General features: G+C 58.9%; 20 protein-coding genes and 1 riboswitch. Of the genes, 10 read left to right on the forward strand and 10 right to left on the reverse strand.

The features are described from left to right. Window positions 1-79: 79 nt before the first annotated feature. Window positions 80-532: a YjbQ family protein gene (locus JQM66_RS04590; protein WP_235228684.1), complete on the reverse strand. Its 453-nt coding sequence runs from the start codon at window positions 530-532 to the stop codon at window positions 80-82. Between the two features lie 86 nt (window positions 533-618). Here JQM66_RS04590 and JQM66_RS04595 point away from each other — a divergent pair, with 86 nt between their 5' ends. Genes JQM66_RS04595 through JQM66_RS04605 form a run of 3 tightly spaced genes read left to right on the forward strand, consistent with a single transcriptional unit; the run spans window position 619 to window position 2,000 of the window. After that, window positions 619-867 (forward strand): Smr/MutS family protein, encoded by a 249-nt coding sequence (locus JQM66_RS04595; RefSeq protein WP_235228686.1) that lies wholly within the window; start codon window positions 619-621, stop codon window positions 865-867. 12 nt (window positions 868-879) lie between these two features. Beyond that, entirely contained in the window at window positions 880-1,695 is an 816-nt protein-coding gene (locus JQM66_RS04600) for a carbon-nitrogen hydrolase family protein (protein ID WP_235228688.1), read from the forward strand. Then, window positions 1,692-2,000: an MGMT family protein gene (locus tag JQM66_RS04605; protein WP_235228690.1), complete on the forward strand. Its 309-nt coding sequence runs from the start codon at window positions 1,692-1,694 to the stop codon at window positions 1,998-2,000. The genes JQM66_RS04600 and JQM66_RS04605 overlap by 4 nt, the downstream gene beginning before the upstream one ends. Window positions 2,001-2,003: 3 nt before the next feature. Here the strand turns inward: JQM66_RS04605 and JQM66_RS04610 are convergent, their stop codons facing one another. The 5 genes from JQM66_RS04610 to JQM66_RS04630 all read right to left on the reverse strand — a co-directional run bounded on the left by JQM66_RS04610 (window position 2,004) and on the right by JQM66_RS04630 (window position 7,641). Beyond that, window positions 2,004-2,756 carry a M15 family metallopeptidase gene (locus JQM66_RS04610; RefSeq protein WP_235228692.1) on the reverse strand — a complete coding sequence of 251 codons (753 nt, stop codon included), beginning with the start codon at window positions 2,754-2,756 and terminating at the stop codon, window positions 2,004-2,006. Window positions 2,757-2,878: 122 nt separating this feature from the next. Continuing rightward, window positions 2,879-3,892 (reverse strand): Gfo/Idh/MocA family protein, encoded by a 1,014-nt coding sequence (locus JQM66_RS04615; RefSeq protein WP_235228693.1) that lies wholly within the window; start codon window positions 3,890-3,892, stop codon window positions 2,879-2,881. Between the two features lie 74 nt (window positions 3,893-3,966). Continuing rightward, a complete protein-coding gene (locus JQM66_RS04620; protein ID WP_235228694.1) occupies window positions 3,967-4,995 on the reverse strand; it encodes an ABC transporter permease in 1,029 nt (342 codons plus the stop codon). Window position 4,996: 1 nt separating this feature from the next. Beyond that, complete coding sequence (locus JQM66_RS04625) at window positions 4,997-6,499, reverse strand: sugar ABC transporter ATP-binding protein (protein ID WP_235228695.1); 1,503 nt, start codon at window positions 6,497-6,499, stop codon at window positions 4,997-4,999. A gap of 164 nt (window positions 6,500-6,663) precedes the next feature. Continuing rightward, a complete protein-coding gene (locus JQM66_RS04630) occupies window positions 6,664-7,641 on the reverse strand; it encodes a sugar ABC transporter substrate-binding protein (RefSeq protein ID WP_235228696.1) in 978 nt (325 codons plus the stop codon). A gap of 525 nt (window positions 7,642-8,166) precedes the next feature. Here JQM66_RS04630 and iolE point away from each other — a divergent pair. The 5 genes from iolE to JQM66_RS04655 all read left to right on the forward strand — a co-directional run bounded on the left by iolE (window position 8,167) and on the right by JQM66_RS04655 (window position 13,782). Next, the gene (gene iolE, locus JQM66_RS04635) at window positions 8,167-9,069 is read left to right on the forward strand and encodes a myo-inosose-2 dehydratase (protein WP_235228698.1); all 903 of its coding nucleotides are present in this window, start codon (window positions 8,167-8,169) and stop codon (window positions 9,067-9,069) included. Between the two features lie 322 nt (window positions 9,070-9,391). Continuing rightward, window positions 9,392-10,195 carry a 5-deoxy-glucuronate isomerase gene (locus JQM66_RS04640; protein ID WP_235228700.1) on the forward strand — a complete coding sequence of 268 codons (804 nt, stop codon included), beginning with the start codon at window positions 9,392-9,394 and terminating at the stop codon, window positions 10,193-10,195. Window positions 10,196-10,212: 17 nt separating this feature from the next. Beyond that, window positions 10,213-12,141 carry a 3D-(3,5/4)-trihydroxycyclohexane-1,2-dione acylhydrolase (decyclizing) gene (iolD, locus tag JQM66_RS04645; RefSeq protein ID WP_235228701.1) on the forward strand — a complete coding sequence of 643 codons (1,929 nt, stop codon included), beginning with the start codon at window positions 10,213-10,215 and terminating at the stop codon, window positions 12,139-12,141. An 87-nt stretch (window positions 12,142-12,228) separates the two neighbouring features. Then, window positions 12,229-13,266 (forward strand): Gfo/Idh/MocA family protein, encoded by a 1,038-nt coding sequence (locus tag JQM66_RS04650; protein ID WP_235228702.1) that lies wholly within the window; start codon window positions 12,229-12,231, stop codon window positions 13,264-13,266. A 126-nt stretch (window positions 13,267-13,392) separates the two neighbouring features. After that, the gene (locus tag JQM66_RS04655) at window positions 13,393-13,782 is read left to right on the forward strand and encodes a hypothetical protein (protein WP_235228703.1); all 390 of its coding nucleotides are present in this window, start codon (window positions 13,393-13,395) and stop codon (window positions 13,780-13,782) included. A gap of 25 nt (window positions 13,783-13,807) precedes the next feature. On the opposite strand, the gene JQM66_RS04660 is transcribed toward JQM66_RS04655, so the two are convergent. Further along, complete coding sequence (locus tag JQM66_RS04660; protein WP_235228704.1) at window positions 13,808-14,758, reverse strand: ComEC/Rec2 family competence protein; 951 nt, start codon at window positions 14,756-14,758, stop codon at window positions 13,808-13,810. Window positions 14,759-14,966: 208 nt separating this feature from the next. Here JQM66_RS04660 and JQM66_RS04665 point away from each other — a divergent pair, with 208 nt between their 5' ends. Further along, window positions 14,967-15,365, forward strand: a complete 399-nt coding sequence (locus tag JQM66_RS04665) for a molybdenum cofactor biosynthesis protein MoaE (RefSeq protein WP_235228705.1) — start codon at window positions 14,967-14,969, stop codon at window positions 15,363-15,365. Window positions 15,366-15,468: 103 nt separating this feature from the next. Here JQM66_RS04665 and dapD read toward each other — a convergent pair whose 3' ends face one another. Genes dapD through dapA form a run of 3 tightly spaced genes read right to left on the reverse strand, consistent with a single transcriptional unit; the run spans window position 15,469 to window position 17,783 of the window. Next, complete coding sequence (gene dapD, locus JQM66_RS04670; RefSeq protein ID WP_235228706.1) at window positions 15,469-16,164, reverse strand: 2,3,4,5-tetrahydropyridine-2,6-dicarboxylate N-acetyltransferase; 696 nt, start codon at window positions 16,162-16,164, stop codon at window positions 15,469-15,471. A gap of 15 nt (window positions 16,165-16,179) precedes the next feature. Beyond that, the gene (dapB, locus tag JQM66_RS04675; RefSeq protein WP_235228707.1) at window positions 16,180-16,899 is read right to left on the reverse strand and encodes a 4-hydroxy-tetrahydrodipicolinate reductase; all 720 of its coding nucleotides are present in this window, start codon (window positions 16,897-16,899) and stop codon (window positions 16,180-16,182) included. Further along, entirely contained in the window at window positions 16,896-17,783 is an 888-nt protein-coding gene (dapA, locus tag JQM66_RS04680) for a 4-hydroxy-tetrahydrodipicolinate synthase (RefSeq protein WP_235228708.1), read from the reverse strand. Before dapA ends, dapB begins: the two co-directional genes overlap by 4 nt. Before the next feature lie 106 nt (window positions 17,784-17,889). Continuing rightward, window positions 17,890-18,055, reverse strand: a riboswitch (Lysine riboswitch). Window positions 18,056-18,174: 119 nt separating this feature from the next. Here dapA and JQM66_RS04685 point away from each other — a divergent pair. Continuing rightward, window positions 18,175-19,281 (forward strand): M20 metallopeptidase family protein, encoded by a 1,107-nt coding sequence (locus JQM66_RS04685; protein ID WP_235228709.1) that lies wholly within the window; start codon window positions 18,175-18,177, stop codon window positions 19,279-19,281. Window positions 19,282-19,553 lie beyond the last annotated feature (272 nt).

Below are 19,553 nucleotides of genomic sequence, written 5' to 3' on the forward strand. Positions count from 1 at the left end.
CGCGCCGCCAGACATTCTGTCATTTCGCTCAAATGCCGAAGTACAATATCTCGGGAATTTCTCTGAGAGTGGGGGAACCTTATTCCCCCATCACTTGGAACACAATATCCCGCACGCGGTTTCTCGTATCGCACTCCACCAGGGTCAGGTTCTGCCAAGGGCCGATGGTGATCTTTCCGGCTACAAAGGGAATGGTGATGAAGGGGGACAGCAGAGCCGCCTTGATGTGGGAGGAGCCATTGTCGTCGTGCCAGGTCTCATGGTGCCAATAGGGCACCACCCGGCCCTTTTCATCCAGGTAGGGGGAAAACACGTCCAGTGCCGCCTTCAAGTCGTGATTCACCATGCCCGGCTCAAACTCCAATGTAGTCAGGCCCGCCACGCCGCCGGTGGTGAAGCCGGTGATGGTCCCTGCGGAAATGTTGTATTTCTTGCAGGCCTCCGTCACCGCGTGCTGAAAGTCCTCCGTTACATCGATCATGCCCATGTGGGCCTTGGTGTGGTACGTTTTGGTTTCCGTATAAACTGCCATGGAAGGGGCCTCCTTTGTGATTTTCTTCCTGATTGTATCATAAGCCCGCCCGTGATACAATAGATGGAAAGAAGGAGGTACCTGCTATGGACAACGCCATTATCACTCTGGACCTCCACGGTAAAAACACCTATCAGGCCAAAGTGGCCATCGACGCCCAGCTGCGGCGGGCCGGGACCGGGGCCTACCGCATCCGGCTCATCCACGGCAGCCACAGCGGCACCGCCCTGCGGGAGCTCATCCGGACGGAGTATGCCCATCATCCCAAAGTCAAGCGGCTCATTCTCTCCGCCGACGGCGGCGCCACAGAGCTGGTGCTGCGGGAATATGTTTAGGAGGTTGTTTTCATGCGCGTGGCACTGATCCAAATGCCGGTGACGGCAGAGAAAGACATCAACATCAAAACCGCCTGCCGGAAAATTCGGGAGGCGGCGGAAAACGGCGCGGACTTTGCCGTTCTGCCGGAGATGTTCTGCTGCCCCTATGAAAACAGCTGCTTCCGGGCTTACGGTGAGGAAGCAGACGGCCCCGCCCAGCAGGCCCTGTCCGCCCTGGCATCAGAGCTGGGTATCTACATCGTGGGTGGTTCTCTCCCGGAGCTGGCAGACGGAAATGTTTACAATACCAGCTATGTCTATGGCCGCCAGGGCGAGCTGCTGGCAAAGCACCGGAAGGCCCATCTGTTCGACATCGACGTGGCGGGCGGGCAGCGGTTCAGGGAATCGGATACCCTTTCCCCGGGAAATGCCATCACTACCTTCGAGACGGAATTTGGCACCATGGGTCTGTGCATCTGCTTCGATCTGCGATTTGAGGAACTGGCCCGGTGCATGTGCCTGCGGGGTGCTAAGGTCATCTTTGTTCCCGCCGCCTTCAACATGACCACCGGCCCCGCCCACTGGGAACTGCTGTTCCGGCAGCGGGCGGTGGATAACCAGTGCTTCACTGTGGGCGTCTCTCCTGCCCGGGACGAATTGGCCAGCTATGTGGCCTACGGAAATTCCATCGCCGTAGACCCCTGGGGCACCGTTCTCTGTCGGGCCGGCGGGGAGGAAGATACGCTGTACGCCGATCTGGATGTTGCCCGCCTGGAGGCCGTCCGGGCGCAGCTTCCCATCCTCTCCGCCCGAAGGACGGACCTGTACGAGGTACGGGAAACATGAGCGGCCAAGTCTTTGAGGTCTTTTACCGGGTGGTCCGAGCTATCCCTGCCGGAAAAGTGGCCACCTACGGGCAGATAGCCCGGCTGGCCGGGATGCCCCGCTGCGCCCGGACAGTTGGCTACGCCATGGCAGGCTGCCAGGACCCGTCTGTCCCCTGTCATCGGGTGGTGGACCGCTATGGTGGCACAAAAGCCTGCTTCGACACCCTTGCTCCCGGCACCCAGCGGGCCATGCTGGAGGCGGAAGGGGTCCCCTTCCGGCCGGACGGCACCGTGGACCTGGCGCAGTGCCGGTGGGAACCATAAAAATCAGGAGACGGCTTCCACCGTCTCCTGAATCGTTTCTGTATGTATGTTCATTGCCTCCGCCAGCCGCCGAATCACCACATACTCCTCCAAACACAGGCCGCTGTCCCGCATGGCCAGGGCGGCTTCCCGCCCTACATAGCGGTAATGCCAGGGCTCATAGCCAACGCCGGTGATCTCGCTCTTGTCGGTGGGGTACCGCAGGATGAAGCCATATTCCCAGCAGTGCTCCATGAGCCACTTCTGCTCAGCGGTCTTTTCCTGCTGGTGGGTCAGCTTCTGATAGGAGGCCGACACGATATCCACCGCCATACCGGTGTGGTGCTCACTGGTACCCGGTGCCGCCACCCAGCGGATGGCTTCCTCCTCCGCTGCCGACTGTGAATAGCCTGCCGCCCGCAGACGGGCGATCTTATTTTTGTGCAGCCGGGTCTGGGTCGCCACGTCCCGATAGGCCGAGCAGACGATGGGATGCAAGCCGGCCTTGCCGCAGTCCGTCAGCATGGCGGTCAGGTCCTCATAGGCCCGCTCATCCACCTGCAGCCCCCCCGGCAGCTTCTTCAGCGTCACCGCATATTCTTCGGGCATGGGATTCCAGCGGTTCACCAGCAGCAGGCGCCAATCCTCCGTCTGCTCCTGCACCTGTTGGCACTCCTGGACAGTCTCCCGGACCTGGTCTTCGGCAACCTCCGCCACGGAAGTGACCGGCAGCAGAAACAAGGTCAGCAGCAGAGAGACCGATGAAAGCAGATTCATTTTGTCAACTCCTCCACAAGGGCTTGTCCTTATGGTACAACCCATTTCCCGCGAAAGCAAGTCCAATTTGTAAACAAAGCCGCCGCTTATAAGGAGCGGCGGCTTTGTTATGGACGATATTCTCAGAGCTTGACAATCTTCCCCGTCTTCCACGCCTCCGTGGCGGCATAGCCGATGATGGTGGACTTGGTGCCGTCGTACACGGTAGTACCGGGCTGCCTACCCTCCAGAGCGCAGTCCACAAATTCCTGCAGCTCATTGAGGTACGCCTCGGCAAACCGCTCCGGGAAGGAACCTACACATTCGGTGCAGGCACCGTGCACGTTATAGACCATGGCCAGGTTCTTCTCCGGCACGGCAGAGATACGAAGGATGCCGTCGGTACCCACGATCTCCGTCTCCACATGGTAGCCGTGGGGAGCGGCACGTCCTACATGCATCATGCCCATGGCACCGTTCTCAAACTTGAACATGGCAGCGCCGGTCTCGGCATCTCCCGCCTCCCGGAAGCCGGGATATTTGAAGGTGGCGCCCATGGCATAGACTTCCGTGACCTCGCTGCCCAGGAACCAGCGCATCAGGTCCATATCGTGGATACCCAGATCCAGGAAAATGCCGCTGGAGGTCTTGGCATACCGGAGTGTCTCCTGTACAGAGGACTCCGGGTCCATGCCGGTGGCCTTCACCAGATAAGGCGTGCCGATGGCGCCTTCCTCGATCTTTTTCTTGGCATAGGCGTAGGACTTGTCATACCGGCGCATAAAGCCCAGCATGAAGGTCCGGTCCGGGTGGCGCTCCACAGCGGCCTCTGCCAGTTTGCACTGGGCCACATCCACGCCCAGGGGCTTTTCGCAGAACACGTGCTTTCCCGCATCCAGGGCAGCCTCGATCTGCCAGCAGTGCTCGGAGGAGGTGGTGACGATCACCACCGCGTCGATATCGGCTTTTGCCAGCATCTCCCGGTAGTCCGCATAAACATGCTCCATCCCCAACTCCCGCCGGGCGTATTCCACGCCCCCGTCATGGCTGGAGCAGACGGCCACCAGCTCCGCATTTGGGATTCTATACGCAATATTCCAGGCATGGACCTTGCCCAGACGGCCCAGGCCCACGACGCCTACACGCAGCTTTTTCACAGTTTCTTCCTCCATGTATGAAAGAGCATGGGGCTGCGGAGCCCCATGCTCTTTGGTAAGTATCTTGCTCAGGATCAGGCAGCAGCCATCTTGCGGGCCTTGGCCTCCATCTTGTTACGGACAACGTCGATGGTAACAGCCAGGATGATGACGGCACCGATGACGATGTACTGAACGTCGTTGGAAGCGCCCATCAGGTTCAGGCCGTTACGGATCACAGCCATGATCATGGCGCCGATCAGAGTGCCCCAGATGGTACCCTTGCCGCCGGTGAAGGAGGCACCGCCCACGATACAGGCAGCGATGGCATCGTTATCATAGGTGGTACCGGCATTGCCGTTAGCGGAAGCCAGACGGCCGACGGAGACCACGCCGGCCATACCGGCCATGAAGCCGGACAGGGCATAGACGAAGGTCAGCACGTTCTTGGAGGGAATACCGGACAGGCGGGCAGCCTCAGGGTTGCCGCCGCAGCAGTAGATCTGACGGCCCAGAGCGGTCTTCTTCAGGAACACATCAAAGATGCAGAACACAATGATAACCAGAATGAAGCTGACGGGGATGCCGGGGAAGGTGACCTTGCCGGAGGCATCGGTCATTCTGCCGATGGAGCCGCCGCCCAGCCACATCAGGGAATCCACACCGGTGTTGGTGAAGCCGATGGACTTGGAACCGGTGATGACCAGTGCCAGGCCCCACAGGATGTTCTTCATGCCCATGGTGGACACGAAGGGATGGGGCAGGTCCAGACGGGTCAGCAGGGTGCCGTTGATGAAACCGGCCAGGGTGCTGACTGCCATACCGCAGACGGCCAGCAGGATGGGGTTCGTCTGACCGAAGTTCTGGACCAGCACGCCGATGGTGCAGGTGCACAGCACGCAGTTGGAACCCACGGACAGGTCGATACCGGCGGTGATCAGCGCGCACAGCATACCGGAAGCGATCAGGCAGTTGATGGATGCCTGCTTCAGGATGTTCATGACGTTGCCGATCTTCGGGAACTTATCGGGCATGGTGATGCAGAAAATGGCGATCAGGATCACCAGAGCCAGCAGAGTGCCCAGCTTCTGCAGAAGCTCTTTCGCAGAACTATTCTTTTTCATATCAGTCTAACTCTCCTCCCCAGGCCGCTTTCATGATGTCTTCGGAATTGAAATGCTTGGTATCGCGGTCGATATCTGCCATGACACGGCCGCCGCGCATGACCACCACGTGATCGCTCATTGCCAGGATCTCCGGCAACTCGGAAGAGACCATGATAACGCACTTACCGGCCTTGACCAGATCGTTCATAACACGGTAGACTTCGATCTTGGCACCCACGTCGATACCGCGGGTAGGCTCATCAAAAATGAAGATATCGGCGTCAATGTTGACCCACTTGCCGATAACCACCTTCTGCTGGTTACCACCGGAAAGCTGGGCGGTGACCTCATCCAGAGAGGGAGTCTTGATCTTCAGGGCCTGCACATTCTCCTGACCGGACTTCTCGATCCGCGCTTTATCCAGGAACGGACCATTGCTGAAGCCCTTCATGTTGGCCAGGATCAGGTTGGTACGCACATCCAGACTCAGCACCAGACCCTGACCCTTGCGGTCTTCGGTCAGGAACGCGATCTTTCTCTTGATGGCGTCCTTGGGATTTCTTATGGTAACTTTTTCACCCTTGACGTACACCTCGCCACTGTCCAGACGGTCAGCGCCGAAGACAGCGCGCATCGTTTCCGTACGGCCGGCGCCAACCAGACCGGCAAAGCCGGTGATCTGTCCGGCATGGGCCTTGAAGCTGACGTCGTGGAGCACACCGGCCTCGTTGAGGTGCCGGCCCTCCAGCCACACATCACCCTTCACGCCGAATTCCTTGGGATACAGGTTATCCAGCGTCCGGCCCACCATGGCGGTGATCAGAGAATCCTCGGTCAGATCGCCGATATCCTTGGTGATGATGTGCTCGCCGTCACGCATGACGGTCACGCGGTCACAGAGTTCAAAGAGTTCTTCCAACTTATGAGAAACAAACAGGATGGCCACGCCCTTGGCCTTCAGGCCACGGACCGTTTCCATCAGCTGGGCGATCTCCTCCTTACCCAGAGAGGAGGTCGGCTCATCCATGATGATGAGCTTCGCGTCCAGAGAAACGGCCTTTGCGATCTCCACCATCTGCTGAAGACCGGTACCCAGCTTGCCGCACTCCATTTTTACATCGATTTCAGGATGGCCCAGAGAAGCCAGGGCTTCAGCAGCCTCCTGATGCATTCTGGGATAATCCAGAAGCAAGCCCTTTTTCACGGCACGTCCCATGAAAACATTGTCCGTAACAGGAAGCTGCTTGACGATGTTCAGTTCCTGGTACACGCAGGCAATACCCGCCTCACGGGACTGAACAGGATTTCTGAAGACGACCTTTTTGCCGTCAACGAAGATGTCTCCCTCTTCCGGATTGTGAACGCCGGTCAGCACCTTGATCAGGGTGGACTTACCGGCGCCATTTTCGCCGATCAGACCGTGGATCTCACCGGGTCTGATACCAATGGACATGTTTTTCAATGCAACGACACCAGGAAAACGTTTGGTAATATTTTTCAGTTCGACGACATATTCGCTCATGGAATTACCTCGTTTCTTTCCTGATTCATGCCCGCAGCTGTCGCTTCCGCGGATTTGTTATACTTGAAATTTGGCGACAGGGTTCCTGTCGCCAAATTTCAGTTTAACTCATTTGCTTAAGTAGAAATAAGGATGCTTTGGGATAATTGGTTCAGACTTGCCAATTAGCCGTTGACGTTAGAAGCATCGATGACCTTGACGGGAGCGGGGATGACTTCATCAACGGTCTCACCCTGCAGGGTCTTGTAGGCAGCCATGACCGCCTCATAACCCATGGAAGTGGGCTGCTGAGCAACGGTAGCCTTCACATACTCGTCGCCAGCCTTGATCAGGTCCAGAGCGGAGGCGTTGCCGTCGAAGCCCACGATGGTGACGTCGCTCAGGCCGGCGTTCTTGCAGGCGTTCATGGCGCCGATAGCGGTATCGTCATTGTGGCAGAACACAACGTCGATCTGATCGCCGAAGGAGCTGATCATATCTTCCATGGTCTTGGTAGCGCCGTCGGTGGTGTTCTGACCGGACAGAGCAGCCAGGACCGTAACGCCCTTCTCCTCACAGGCCTTCTCATAACCGGAGCGACGCAGGTTGGAGGTGTTGTCGCCTTCCTGGCCATAGATGATCACAGCGTTGATGTCAGAGCCCAGCTTCTCAACGGCCCAGAGGCCACCCTGATAGGCAGCCTCGTCGTTCATGGTGCCGACGAAAGAGGTCTGGCCGGCGATACCAACGTTGGTGTCAACAGACAGGACGGGGATACCCTGATCCAGAGCGGCCTGCAGAGCGTTGGCGGCAGCGCCGGCATCGTTGGGAGCGCAGATGATGGCGTCAACGCCAGCACCGATCTGCTGCTCGATCATAGCGACCTGCTGCTCGATCTCGGACTCAGCGCCGGGGCCGACAACGGTAACCTTGATGCCCAGCTCAGCGGCAGCCTGGTCACAGCCGTCCTTCACATAGCCCCAATACTCGGAGGCCAGGGTCTTCAGGACGACAGCGATCTCGATGTCGTCGGCGGGAGTCTCAGCGGGGGTCTCGGTCTCAGCGGGCTTCTCGGCGGGCTTCTCCTCAGTCTTGCTGCCGCCGCAGGCGACCAGAGACAGGGACATGACCAGTGCGAGGATCAGTGCGAGGAACTTCTTCATACTTCTTTTCTCCTTTTCGAATAATTTCCGGGATTCTGCTACATAAAAGAAATCGATTAAATAAACAGTATACCCCGGTGAATGCGAACTTATCCTAGCATAAAAATCACCTCTGCGTCAATAGAAGTCGCAAAGTCTGTAACTTCCCCCGAAGTGCTCCTTTTCTTTTTGTGCAAATTCAACAATTCATTTCATGTAACCGAACAAAACTGTCAAAAAAGTTAACCTGTCTCTTACAAAAATTTTACATTTTCTCTTTCTTCCGTCACAGCCGCCACTTTCGACAGTCCAGACTGCATTTATTAAGGGGAATTCTTCTGTCACATACATATAAAAACAGAAGAGCTCTTTGGGCAAATCGGAAAAAATCCGTTTTTATACAGGAAAGCCGTTGATTTTTAGGCAAATTGATGGTACTTTTATTGTTGGCAAAAACGATTGCGTCTGCGGGTTGTTGTTAATGTATCTGTGGGCGCACACAGACAGCCAGTTTTCACTATTTATTATTGAAGGAGGACGTTTCCTATGTTTGATCCCAAGTCCGTTTCCCTGGGCATCGCCCCTATCGGCTGGTGCAACGACGATATGCCTGAGCTGGGCGGCGAGAACACCTTCCAGCAGATCGTCAGCGAAATGGCTCTGGCCGGCTTTACCGGCTGCGAAATTGGCAACAAGTATCCCTCTGACCCCGCTGAGCTGAAGAAGGCCCTGGACCTGCGCGGTATGCGCATCGCCAGCCGCTGGTATTCTTCCTTCATCCTGACCCGTCCCATCGAGGAGGAGATCGCCGACTTCACCGCCAACCTGGACTTCCTGGCCGCCGTCGGTGCCAACCGCATCAACGTCAGTGAGCAGAGCTATTCCATCCAGGGCCAGATGGACACCCCCGTCCTCACCGGCGGCCACAAGCACGTCATGAATGACGAGGAGTGGGACCGCTTCTGCGCCGGTCTGAACACCCTGGGCAAGATCGCCGCCGACCGCGGCTTCAAGCTGTGCTTCCATCATCACATGGGCACTGTGGTCCAGACCTCCGAGGAGACGGACCGCATGATGGCCAACACCGATCCCCGCTACGTCTTCCTGTGCTATGATACCGGTCACTTCACCTTCGCCGGTGAGGACCCCCTGGCCATGCTGAAGAAGTATGTGGACCGCGTGGGCCACGTCCATCTGAAGGACATGCGTCTGAGCGTGGTGGAAGAGGTCCGCAAGAACAACTGGAGCTTCCTGCAGGCCGTCCGCAACGGCTCCTTCACCGTCCCCGGCGACGGCGACGTGGACTTCGACCCCGTGTTCAAGGTGCTGTCCGACGCCGGCTACCAGGGCTGGCTGCTGGTGGAGGCCGAGCAGGACCCCGCCAAGGCCAATCCTCTGGAGTACGCTATGAAGGGCCGTAAGTACATCCGCGAGCACACCGGGCTTTAAGCCCTCAAGGGGGAGCAAGCTCCCCCTTGAGAATCCCCTGCCACCAGTGACATCGGTCACTGGTGAACGCCGCCCCCGGCGGCTGCCCCGACATCATACCGCCGGGTCTGCCGAGGCCCGTTCCTTTGGGCCGAGGCTGGAGCAATGTATTTTCGCCACGTACAGAAGGTAAATTGCCCCGAAGGGGCAAGAGAATCCCCCCGGAGGGCGCCGCAGCGAAAATAATTTCATTTTCTTCATTCGCCGCTGGCGAATGAACTGGGGAAACCAGCGCTTTCCCCCAGCCCTTTCCCAATGCTATTCAAAATAGGAGATGGTTCCGATGACCTATTTTAACAAAAATTCCGAACTGAAGAACGGCTACAACGCCTATATCGACGCCAACACCGACGATATGGGCACCCAGATGGACGTAGGCCTGCTGCTGATGGAGGACGGCGACGTCTTTACCTTCGACGAGGCCAACAAGGAGATCGCAGTCCTTCTGTTCTCCGGCAAGGTCACCTATGAGTGGGATGGCAAAAAGGTCGAAGCCGACCGCCCCGACTGCTTCCACCATGAGGCCTACTGCCTGCTGGCCGGCAAGGGCACCAAAATCACTCTGACCGCCCACGCCCACAGCGAACTGTATATCCAGAAGACCCTGAATGACAAGCCCTATGAGGCTGTCATGTACACCCCCGAGACCGTGCAGACCGAGTACAAGGGCTCCGCCGGCGAGCTGATGGGCTGCATGGAGCGGGAGATCAAGACCTTCTTCGACCTGGACAACGCCCCCTTCTCCAACATGGTCCTGGGCGAGGTGTTGAACCATCCCGGCAAGTGGTCCTCCTATCCCCCTCATCACCATCCCCAGCCCGAGGTCTATTTCTACCGCTTTGACTATCCCGACGGCTTCGGCGCGGGCTTTGCCAACGGTGAGATCTTCAAGACCGGCCACAATGGCCTGGCTGTCATCAACCACGGCTTCCACTCCCAGACCGCCGCGCCCGGCTACGCCATGTGCTACGCCTGGGGCATCCGTCATCTGGACGGCGATCCCTGGGACAAGACCCGCATTGACGATCCCGAGCACGCCTGGCTGTGGAAGGCCGACGCCAATGACCACATCTATCCCAATCATTGACAGGAGGTAAGATTCCCATGAAAACCGTACGTTTGACCATGGCTCAGGCCCTGGTCCGGTTCCTGGAGAACCAGTACATCGAAGTGGACGGCGTCCAGACTCCCTTTGTCCACGGCGTGTTCATCATCCCCGGCCACGGTAACGTGGTTGGTCTCGGTCAGGCTCTGACCCAGGAAGCCAAGAAGATGAAGATCTATCATGGCCAGAACGAGCAGGGCATGGCTCAGGCAGCCGTTGCTTTTGCAGCACAGACCAAGCGTAAGCAGATCTGCGTGGCTACCTCTTCTGTGGGCCCCGGCGCTGCCAACATGGTCACCGCCTGCGGTACCGCTACCGCCAACAATCTGCCTCTGCTGGTTCTGCCCGGCGACACCTATGCCTGCCGTCAGCCCGATCCCGTTCTGCAGCAGGTCGAGCACACCAACTCTCTGGCTACCACCACCAATGATGCTTTCAAGGCTGTCTGCCGTTACTGGGATCGTATCGTCCGCCCCGAGCAGCTGATGAGCGCCATGCTCTCCGCTTTCCGCGTGCTGACCGATCCCGCCAACACCGGCGCTGTCTGCATTGCCCTGCCTCAGGATGTTGAGGGCGAGGCTTATGATTATCCCGTTTCCTTCCTGGCCAAGCGTGTCTGGCGTCTGGAGCGCCGTCCCGCAACCGAGGTTGCCCTGGACGAGGCTGCTGAGGCCATCAAGAAGGCTAAGCGCCCCCTGATGATCTGCGGCGGCGGCGTTCGCTACTCCGAGGCTCATGCCGAGTTCCTGCACTTCGCAGAGACTCTGGGCATCCCCTACGGCGAGACCCAGTCCGGCAAGTCCGCTACCGACTGGATGAATCCTCTGAATCTGGGCGGTCTGGGTACCACCGGCTGCTCCGCTGCCAACGAGATCGCCCGCAAGGCTGACCTGGTCATCGGTGTCGGCACCCGCTACACCGACTTCACCACCGCTTCCCGCTGGCTGTTCAAGGACACCTGCAAGTTCGTCAACATCAATGTGTCTGAGTTCCAGGCTCTGAAGCTGGATGCCGTTCCCGTGGTTGCCGACGCCAAGGAAGCTCTGCCCCGTCTGGAGGCTAAGCTGGCCGGCTACAAACCCGCTTACAAGGACGAGGTCAAGGTCGCCAAGGAAAAGTGGCTGGAGGAGCTGAATCGTCTGGACAGCATTGTCTATTCTGAGAAGAAGTCCTGGAAGCCCGAGATCAACGACGCGAACCGCAGTTCCGTTGAGCGTTATGCCAAGGATGTGAAGTCCACTCTGTGCCAGACCACCGTTCTGGGTGCCATCAACCACTTCATGAGCGAGGGTGACGTGGCTATCGGTGCTGCCGGCTCTCTGCCCGGCGATATGCAGCGTATGTGGCGTCCCACCGGCATCGACACCTATAACATGGAATATGGCTACTCCACCATGGGTTACGAGATCGCCGGCGCTCTGGGCGTGAAGCTGGCCATCGGTGACAAGCGCGAAGTCTACGCATTCTGCGGCGACGGCAGCTTCAATATGCTGCACGGTGAGATCATCACCGCTCTGATGGAGCACAAGAAGATCAATATCTGCCTGTTCGACAACGCCTCCTTCGGCTGCATCAACAACCTGCAGGTCGGTCACGGCAACCTGACTCTGTGCACGGAGCTGCGTCAGCGCAACAAGGACGGCCTGTTCGGTGACTTCCTGAACATTGACTACGCCAAGGTTGCCGAGGGCTACGGCTGCAAGGGTTACACCATCCGCACCATGGACGAGCTGATGGCTGCTCTGGAAGACGCCAAGAAGGTCAAGAATGTTCCCGTGCTGTTCGACATCAAGGTTCTGCCCAAGACCATGACCGATGGTTACAGCTCCTGGTGGCGCGTGGGCGATACCGAGGTTTCCGAGCGCGAGGAGAACGTCGCCTGCTACAACGACATGTTGGCTCACCTGAAGGACGCCCGCAAGTATTGATCCCCGCAGGGGCGGTGTCCTCACCGCCCCTAGCTGAAATATGAAAATCCTACCATTTTAATATAAGAGAAAAGGAAGGTAATTATCATGGATAAGGTTCTGAAAATCGGTATCATCGGCTGCGGTGCCATCGGCAAGGATCATTGCCGCCGCATCATTGAGACTGTCCCCGGCGCCACCGTCGTGGCTGTCTCTGACTATGTGGCCGCCGCCGCTGACGACACCGCTGCCAAGTACGGCATCAAGTCCTACGGCAACGACTGCGACGGCATGATCAAGGACCCCGACGTTGAGGCCGTTGTCATCACCTCCATCGACCCCACCCATCATGACTACGTCATGAAGACCCTGGCCGAGGAGAAGTGGTGCTTCTGCGAGAAGCCCCTGTCCCAGAACGCCAAGGACTGCGAGGAGATCATCAACCGCGAGCTGGAGATCGGCAAGCGTCTGGTCCAGGTGGGCTTCATGCGTCACTATGACCGCGGCTACGCCGAGATGAAGCGCATCATCGACTCCGGCGAGCTGGGCGCTCCCCTGGTCATCAAGGCCTGCCACCGCAACGTGGCTCAGGGCCCGGGCTTCAAGACCGAGAACGGCGTGACCAACGTGGCCATCCACGAGCTGGACATCTGCCGCTGGCTGCTGGACGACGAGTACGAGGACGTGCAGTGCGTCAAGGTCCGTCAGTCCGCCAACTCCGACAAGGGCTATGACAACCCCCAGGTCATGCTGATGCGCACCAAGAAGGGCTGCTTCATCGACGTGGAGGTCCAGGTCGCCGACGGTTACGGCTATGACATCCAGTGCGAGGTCGTCTGCGAGAACGGCACCGTCAAGCTGCCCGATCCCTACGCTGTGGTCCGTCGCTCTCGTCCCCAGGGCTGGGACAGCCTGAATCCCGCCGAGTCCATGCCCATCATGACCGACTGGAAGGAGCGCTTCATCGAGGCCTACGACATCGAGTTCTGCAAGTGGGTCGAGTCCGTCCACGCCGGCAAGCTGACCGGTCCCTCCTCCTGGGACGGCTATGTTGCCTGCGTTGCCGGTGACGCTCTGAACGCTTCCCGTGGCACCTCTCAGTTCCTGAAGGTGGAGACCATGGAGAAGCCCGAGATGTACAAGTAATTCCATTTTCCATCAGCACTTCAAACGGCGGAGCAGCCTGGCTGCTCCGCCGTTTTATGCCTGCTGTCTCAAATTGACTATCCGCCATCGCCGTAATATACTAAAAAAAACAATGGAGGTGTGCCCATGAAACGAAACCGCGTCATCCTTTTCACGATTGTCGCCCTTCTGCTTTCGGGATCACTGGCCTATCTGCTGATCCCCGCCAACGCGGTATCCGGTACATATCGGATTCACCAGGTGGAACAGGACGGCCGCTATATCACAGAGGATTTGGAGCCAGCCGCATTGGAAAACCTGGCAGCCCTAGTGTCCCGAGCCAAGTGTCGCCGCTGGTCAAACCCGCTGGGCGCTCACCCTGTCAAGGGCAGCATCTGCATCCACGGCATGGATGACAACGGCCCTTGCTTTTTCTACCTGGTGGGAAGTACTGGCCGTTATTCGGTAAATGACCATGAATTGATTCGCGGAGAGCAGCTTCTGGAGCAGGTACAGGACCTGTTGAATACCCCATGAAAAAACGGGCCGGATGGCCCGTTTTTTATTCAATCTCAATATGTACCGACTCATGGAACTCCGGCTCCACCAGGCCAGGGATCTCCACGGCGTCCGTGAACCGCACGTCTCCCACACACTCTTTCAGGAGGCTGACGATGTAGGGGTGGGGACGCTCATCCGGTCGCCGTGCCGCCACGCACACCACCGCCGTCTTGGGCCGCAGCATCTTCAGCAGCTTCCGGGTGGTGGAGGACAACGACGCGTGATGGGGCACCTTCAAAATATCGCAGGGGGTGGCCGTGGCCGTCTCCCACATGTGGGCGTAGGCGTCGCCCCCCAGCACGATCTCTTTACCGTGATAGTACAGCCGCTGCCGCAGGCTGGCCACATTCATGGACTTGGCCCAGTGGATCAGATCATATCCGTTCCGCTCGCCCCGGTAGGCGGCGTCGTACACTTCCTTCTGCCGGGGATACAGGGCCGGCTCACCGAAGAGGACATCCATGCTCAGGTCCTCGGTCAGGTGCAGAGTCTCCATCCGGTCTCCGGCAAATTCCACGATCTCCCGGATGCGGTCTCCCTGCCGCCGCAGGGGTTGGACATACATATCCACGCAGCGCAGCAGGTTTCGGGCTGCCTTGGGCAGGCCGTTGTCCCCGTCCGGGTCCAGAGCAGGAGCATCCGCAGGCGGCGCATAGGGAGTCATCAAACGATCTACCGTCACTGCGTCCAGTACCCGGCTCAGACCGCCCACATGGTCCCGGTGGAAATGGGTCAGCAGCAGGATATCCAGATGGTCCACTCCCTGCTGTTTCAGGAAGTCTCCCGCGTAAATACGTTGGGAGCGGGGGTCCAGCTCCTGGGCGTGGTCGTCACGTACCAGGTTGTCATGGCCGCAGTCCACCAGCATGGCAAACCGCTGCGCTCCCTCCTTCATCTCCCGCACCAGGATGGAATCGCCGTTGCCAACGTTGATGAAATCCAGTACCAGCATATACCAGTTCCCCCTGCCCGTTTATTGATAATACGATACCACAGTTGCCCCACAGCGGCAACGAAAAAACACATCCGGCCCCTCCAAAAATTTGTACTGAATTTTGTCATCCTGACGAAGACAAAGGGCTGTTTTCAGGAGCGGAAATGTCCTTGCCAACAGATGATGTTTTCTTTATAATAGTCCTATCAAACGCAGGGAGGTCGCTATGAAGCAGCAGACAAATATTCCCTCCATGGACGCATGGATCAAAGAGGCAAAATCCGCTCCCAATGCCGATCAGGTAGGCATGTACCTGTTCCACAATGGCGTTGTACGGGGTACAGCCAAGGCCCAGGTTCGCCTGGGGCAGCAGGATACGGCCCCCGTCACCGGCATGGTGTTCTCTTATGATCAGGAGAAGGTGGACGCCGCCGTGGAGGCCGCCTACCGGCTGGAGGGCATCTATTATATTAAGGTATGGCTCAACCAGGGTGCGCTCCAAGTAGGCGATGACATCATGTACGTGCTGGTGGGCGGCGACATTCGCCCTCATGTGGTGGATGGCCTGCAATTCCTGGTAGAGCGACTCAAGACCCAGTGCGTCACGGAGACGGAGCTGCACTGAGGCAAAGCCGTTTATTCTGGCAGCCCGAGCGCCAGCAAATACATCTATATAGATTTCAAGGGAGCTGACTTGTGCGTCAGCTCCCTTGTCCTTATATGTGCGCTTACAGCGTCCGCAGGGCGTCCACCAGAGCGGTTTTGCTCTCGGTCTTGGCGTCCTTCATCTTGATGACCCGGGCAGGGCTGCCCGCCACCACAGCGTTGTCGGGCACATCTTCAATGACGATGGCACCGGCGGCCACCACGGCGTTCTTGCCGATGTGGACGCCCTCGATGACCACGGCGTTGGCACCCACCAGGACGCCGTCCTCCACGATGACGGGAGTGGCGGAGGCGGGCTCCACCACTCCGGCCAGCACCGCGCCGGCGCCGATGTGGCAGTTATCGCCCACAGTGGCCCGTCCGCCCAGCACGGCGCCCATGTCGATCATGGTGCCCTTGCCCACCACGGCGCCGATGTTGATGACGGCGCCCATCATAATGACGGCGCCCTCACCGATCTCCACCTTTTCCCGGATAATGGCGCCGGGCTCGATGCGGGCCTTGATGTTCTTCAGGTCCAGCAGGGGCACACCGGAGTTGCGGCGGTCGTTCTCCACCACGTAATCGGTGATCTTGTCAGCATTGGCCTCCAGAATGGAGGACAGCTCGGTCCAGTCACCGAACACGGTGAAGCTGTTGCCGCTGCCGAAGACCTTGGCGGAGCCGAAGTCCACAGGGCCGGTGGTGTTGACATACAGCTTCACCGGGGTCTTCTTCTCGGAAGTCGCGATATAGTTGATGATCTCCTGAGCGTTCATGTGTCTCTCCTATTTTTATTCTCCAAAGAGAATTTTTTGCAGGTCATAGACCCCGGCAGGCTGCCCCGGCAGCAGGCGGGCCATGTGCAGGGCGCCATTGACGAAGATCTGGCGGCTGGCGGCCCGGTGAGTGAACTCCAGTTCCTCGTCAGGGCCGAAGAAGTGGACGGAGTGGGTCCCGGCCACGGTGCCGCCCCGCAGGGCGTGGACACCGATCTCGTCCTTTCCCCGCTTGCCGCAGTTCCCCTCCCGGCCATAGACCGGAGTCAGGGCGTGGGCGGGGTCGATGGCCTCCACCAGCAGCTTGGCGGTACCGCTGGGAGCGTCGGCCTTCTGGTTGTGGTGGGTCTCGGTGATCTCAATGTCAAAGTCCGGCTTCAGCACATCCGAGATGGTGCGCAAAGCCCGGTACAGCACCGCCACGCCCAGGGAGAAGTTGGCGCTCCACAGCACAGGGACCGTGCTGCCCAGGGCAAACAGCTCCGCCTTCTGGGCCTCGGTGTAGCCGGTGGTGCCGGACAGCAGGGGCGTCCCGGTACGGCGGACATATTCACAGACGGCAGGCAGGGCCTCCGGCCGGGAAAAGTCGATGACCACATCGGCCACTTTTCCCAGTCCGGCCAGCTTGCCCAGGTCATCGTGGCCGAAGGCGGCCACGACCTCGTCCCCGGCGGCCTTGGCGGTGGACTGGATCAGTTTGCCCATTTTTCCCCGGCCGATCAGAAGGATCTTCACAGCAGGCCCGCCTCCTTCAGGCTGGCCCGCAGGATGGCCTGATGCTCCTCACTCATTTCGCACAGGGGCAGCCGCATGGGACCAACGTTCAGGCCCATCATGTTCATGGCGCTCTTGACGGGGATGGGATTCACCTCGATAAACAGATCGTTCATCAGCTTCAGATACTTCAGGTGGTTGGCCAGGGCCTGAGCCTGGTTGCCGCCCAGGTAATCCGCCACGATCTGGTGGCACATGGCGGGCATGACATTGGCGTAGACGGAGATGACGCCGCTGCCGCCGATGCTCATGAGGGGCAGGGTGATGTCGTCATTGCCGGAGTACAGGGCGAAGTCCGGCCCGATGCAGTGGGCGATCTTCATGGCGTAGGACATATCGCCGCTGGCTTCCTTGATGCCGGTGATGTTGGGGTGCTTGCTGAGCTTCTCCACCACGCTGACGGGGATGGAGCAGCCGGTGCGGCCAGGGACGTTGTACAGCAGGCAGGGAATGTGGACGGCGTCGGCAGTCTCCGCAAAGTGGCGGTACATGCCCTCGGGGTTGGCCTTGTTGTAGTAGGGGGAGATCAGCAGCAGGGCGTCGGCGCCCATGTCCTGATACTGGATGCTCTTCTCCAGCTGAGTGGACGTGCAGTTGGAACCGCTGCCCACGATCACAGGCACCCGGCCGTTCACGACCTTGATGGTGTGCTCCACCACGGAGGCGTCTTCCTCATGGCTCATAGTGGGATACTCGCCGGTGGTGCCCAGGGTCAGGATACCGTCGGTGCCCTCAGCGATCTGCCGCTCCAGCAGCTCCGTCAGGACCTCAAAATTGACGCTGCCATCCTCGTGGAAAGGGGTGATCATAGCCACGATGGAACCCTTGATGTTTTCGAACTTCATGTTGTGTGCCCTCCATACTTTTTATTTCTGTATTTGTAAAAGAAAAAGTCGGTAGAGACACGCTCCTACCGACAGTCCATTCACGCACAAAAGCGTGGAGTCTCTGTTAGCGGATAGCGCCCCCGCAGTCTCCCGCGGACAGTCCAACGGGTGTTCCCCGCAGGCCCACCTTCCTGCCACGCCTGACCGAAAAGTTCGGCGGATTTGCCCTTCCCACCTTCCCAGCCTGCCGGCTCCCGTGGGTCCATCGCATCCGCGCCTCTATCTCATTTTTCGCTATCATATCATTATCCGCCAATCGTTTCAATAGAAATTTTCCAAAAATTCTATCCGTTTTTCTGACAGTATGTTATAGTAAGTGCAATAAAATTCCCGCAAGGAGGTCCCCTGCATGTCCCAAACTGTTGTTGACCACCGCCGTGCCCTGCACCAGATCCCGGAATTGGACAACCAGCTGCCCGAGACTGTGGCCTATACCCGCTCTGTTCTGGAGCCGCTGGGCTGTACCCTGTCCAGCCCCATTCCCGGCAGCGTCTGTGCCTTTTTTGACGCCGGAAAGGCCGAGACCGTGGCCTTCCGGGCGGACATGGACGCCCTGCCTGTCATGGAGTGCACCGGTCTGCCCTACGCCTCCACGCATCCCGGAAAGATGCACGCCTGCGGCCACGACGGCCACACCGCCATGGCCCTGGCATTGGCGGAATATGTGTCCGCCCATCTGGAAAAGCTGCCCCGGAACGTGCTGTTCCTGTTCCAGCCCGCCGAGGAGACCACCGGCGGCGCCAAGGGGTTGTGCGAAAGCGGCATTCTGGAAGCCCACCACGTCACCCAGGTCTTTGGCCTGCACCTGTGGCCGAATCTCCCCGCTGGAAAGGTCTTCACCCGCCCCGGTCCCCTGATGGCCCGGGCCAATGAAGTGACAGTCACCGTCACCGGAAAAAGCGTCCACCTCTCCCGGGCCAGCCAGGGCCTGGACGCCATGACGGCAGGTGTGGAGTACCTCCGCCGGGCCTACGCCATGGTGGACACCCTTCCCCCTGAAGAACCCCGGGCCTTCCTGTTCGGCAAAATGACCTCTGGCACCGTCCGCAACGCCGTCAGCGGGAAAACGGTGCTGGAGGGCAGCCTGCGGACCTACCGGGAGGAGACGTATCATTTCTGCAAACAACAGTTGGAGTCCATCGGGCAGGAGATTACCGCCGAGACCGGCTGCGGTGTGAAAGTCTGTCTCAACGAGGGGTATCCCGCGGTATGGAACCACGAGGGGCTGTACGAGACGGTCTGCACTGCCTTGGGGCAGGACGCCCCTTCCCTGCTGGAGGCCCCGGCCCTGGCGGCGGAGGATTTCTCCTTCTATCAGAAAGCCGTGCCCGGCGTGTTCTTCTTCCTGGGCGCAGGCGATACGCCGGAGCTTCACGCGCCGGACTTCTGCTTTGATGACGAGGCCGTTTTGCCCCAAGGCGTGGAATTTTTGAAGAAACTGCTATTCATGGCGTGAGATGTCCCCTTTGGGGGACGGGGGAGGCGCCCCCACTTTTCTTTGGGTTGCGCCCAAAGAAAAGCGCCGCGCCCGGTGGGAAAAGAAAGGCGCTTGGGGCCTCAAACTTGACCCGCTCCGGGGTCAAGTTTGGACCGGAGCGGGAGTGGAGCGAGACGATACTACCGTGCCTTGCAAGCCTTCTGCCGAGTGCGTCTGACACCGGCAAAACTCGGATAGAATATCCCCGCATTTGTTACTTCCGACATGCTTTCGGGGCGGTAGACGCATGG

Origin of the sequence: Oscillibacter valericigenes (genome assembly GCF_021531915.1) — a bacterium.
In the GTDB taxonomy this organism is placed as follows: Bacteria; Bacillota; Clostridia; order Oscillospirales; family Oscillospiraceae; genus Oscillibacter; species Oscillibacter valericigenes_A.

Excerpts from the sequence above, each read along its gene's own strand:
- JQM66_RS04605 (WP_235228690.1), top strand. The coding sequence starts at position 1,692 with ATGAGCGGCCAAGTCTTTGAGGTCTTTTACCGGGTGGTCCGAGCTATC.
- JQM66_RS04650 (WP_235228702.1), top strand. The coding sequence starts at position 12,229 with ATGGATAAGGTTCTGAAAATCGGTATCATCGGCTGCGGTGCCATCGGC.
- JQM66_RS04600 (WP_235228688.1), top strand. The coding sequence starts at position 880 with ATGCGCGTGGCACTGATCCAAATGCCGGTGACGGCAGAGAAAGACATC.
- JQM66_RS04595 (WP_235228686.1), top strand. The coding sequence starts at position 619 with ATGGACAACGCCATTATCACTCTGGACCTCCACGGTAAAAACACCTAT.
- JQM66_RS04660 (WP_235228704.1), bottom strand. The coding sequence starts at position 14,758 with ATGCTGGTACTGGATTTCATCAACGTTGGCAACGGCGATTCCATCCTG.
- JQM66_RS04620 (WP_235228694.1), bottom strand. The coding sequence starts at position 4,995 with ATGAAAAAGAATAGTTCTGCGAAAGAGCTTCTGCAGAAGCTGGGCACT.
- iolD (WP_235228701.1), top strand. The coding sequence starts at position 10,213 with ATGAAAACCGTACGTTTGACCATGGCTCAGGCCCTGGTCCGGTTCCTG.
- JQM66_RS04655 (WP_235228703.1), top strand. The coding sequence starts at position 13,393 with ATGAAACGAAACCGCGTCATCCTTTTCACGATTGTCGCCCTTCTGCTT.
- dapD (WP_235228706.1), bottom strand. The coding sequence starts at position 16,164 with ATGAACGCTCAGGAGATCATCAACTATATCGCGACTTCCGAGAAGAAG.
- JQM66_RS04665 (WP_235228705.1), top strand. The coding sequence starts at position 14,967 with ATGAAGCAGCAGACAAATATTCCCTCCATGGACGCATGGATCAAAGAG.
- JQM66_RS04625 (WP_235228695.1), bottom strand. The coding sequence starts at position 6,499 with ATGAGCGAATATGTCGTCGAACTGAAAAATATTACCAAACGTTTTCCT.
- JQM66_RS04590 (WP_235228684.1), bottom strand. The coding sequence starts at position 532 with ATGGCAGTTTATACGGAAACCAAAACGTACCACACCAAGGCCCACATG.
- JQM66_RS04630 (WP_235228696.1), bottom strand. The coding sequence starts at position 7,641 with ATGAAGAAGTTCCTCGCACTGATCCTCGCACTGGTCATGTCCCTGTCT.
- JQM66_RS04640 (WP_235228700.1), top strand. The coding sequence starts at position 9,392 with ATGACCTATTTTAACAAAAATTCCGAACTGAAGAACGGCTACAACGCC.
- JQM66_RS04610 (WP_235228692.1), bottom strand. The coding sequence starts at position 2,756 with ATGAATCTGCTTTCATCGGTCTCTCTGCTGCTGACCTTGTTTCTGCTG.
- JQM66_RS04685 (WP_235228709.1), top strand. The coding sequence starts at position 18,175 with ATGTCCCAAACTGTTGTTGACCACCGCCGTGCCCTGCACCAGATCCCG.
- iolE (WP_235228698.1), top strand. The coding sequence starts at position 8,167 with ATGTTTGATCCCAAGTCCGTTTCCCTGGGCATCGCCCCTATCGGCTGG.
- dapA (WP_235228708.1), bottom strand. The coding sequence starts at position 17,783 with ATGAAGTTCGAAAACATCAAGGGTTCCATCGTGGCTATGATCACCCCT.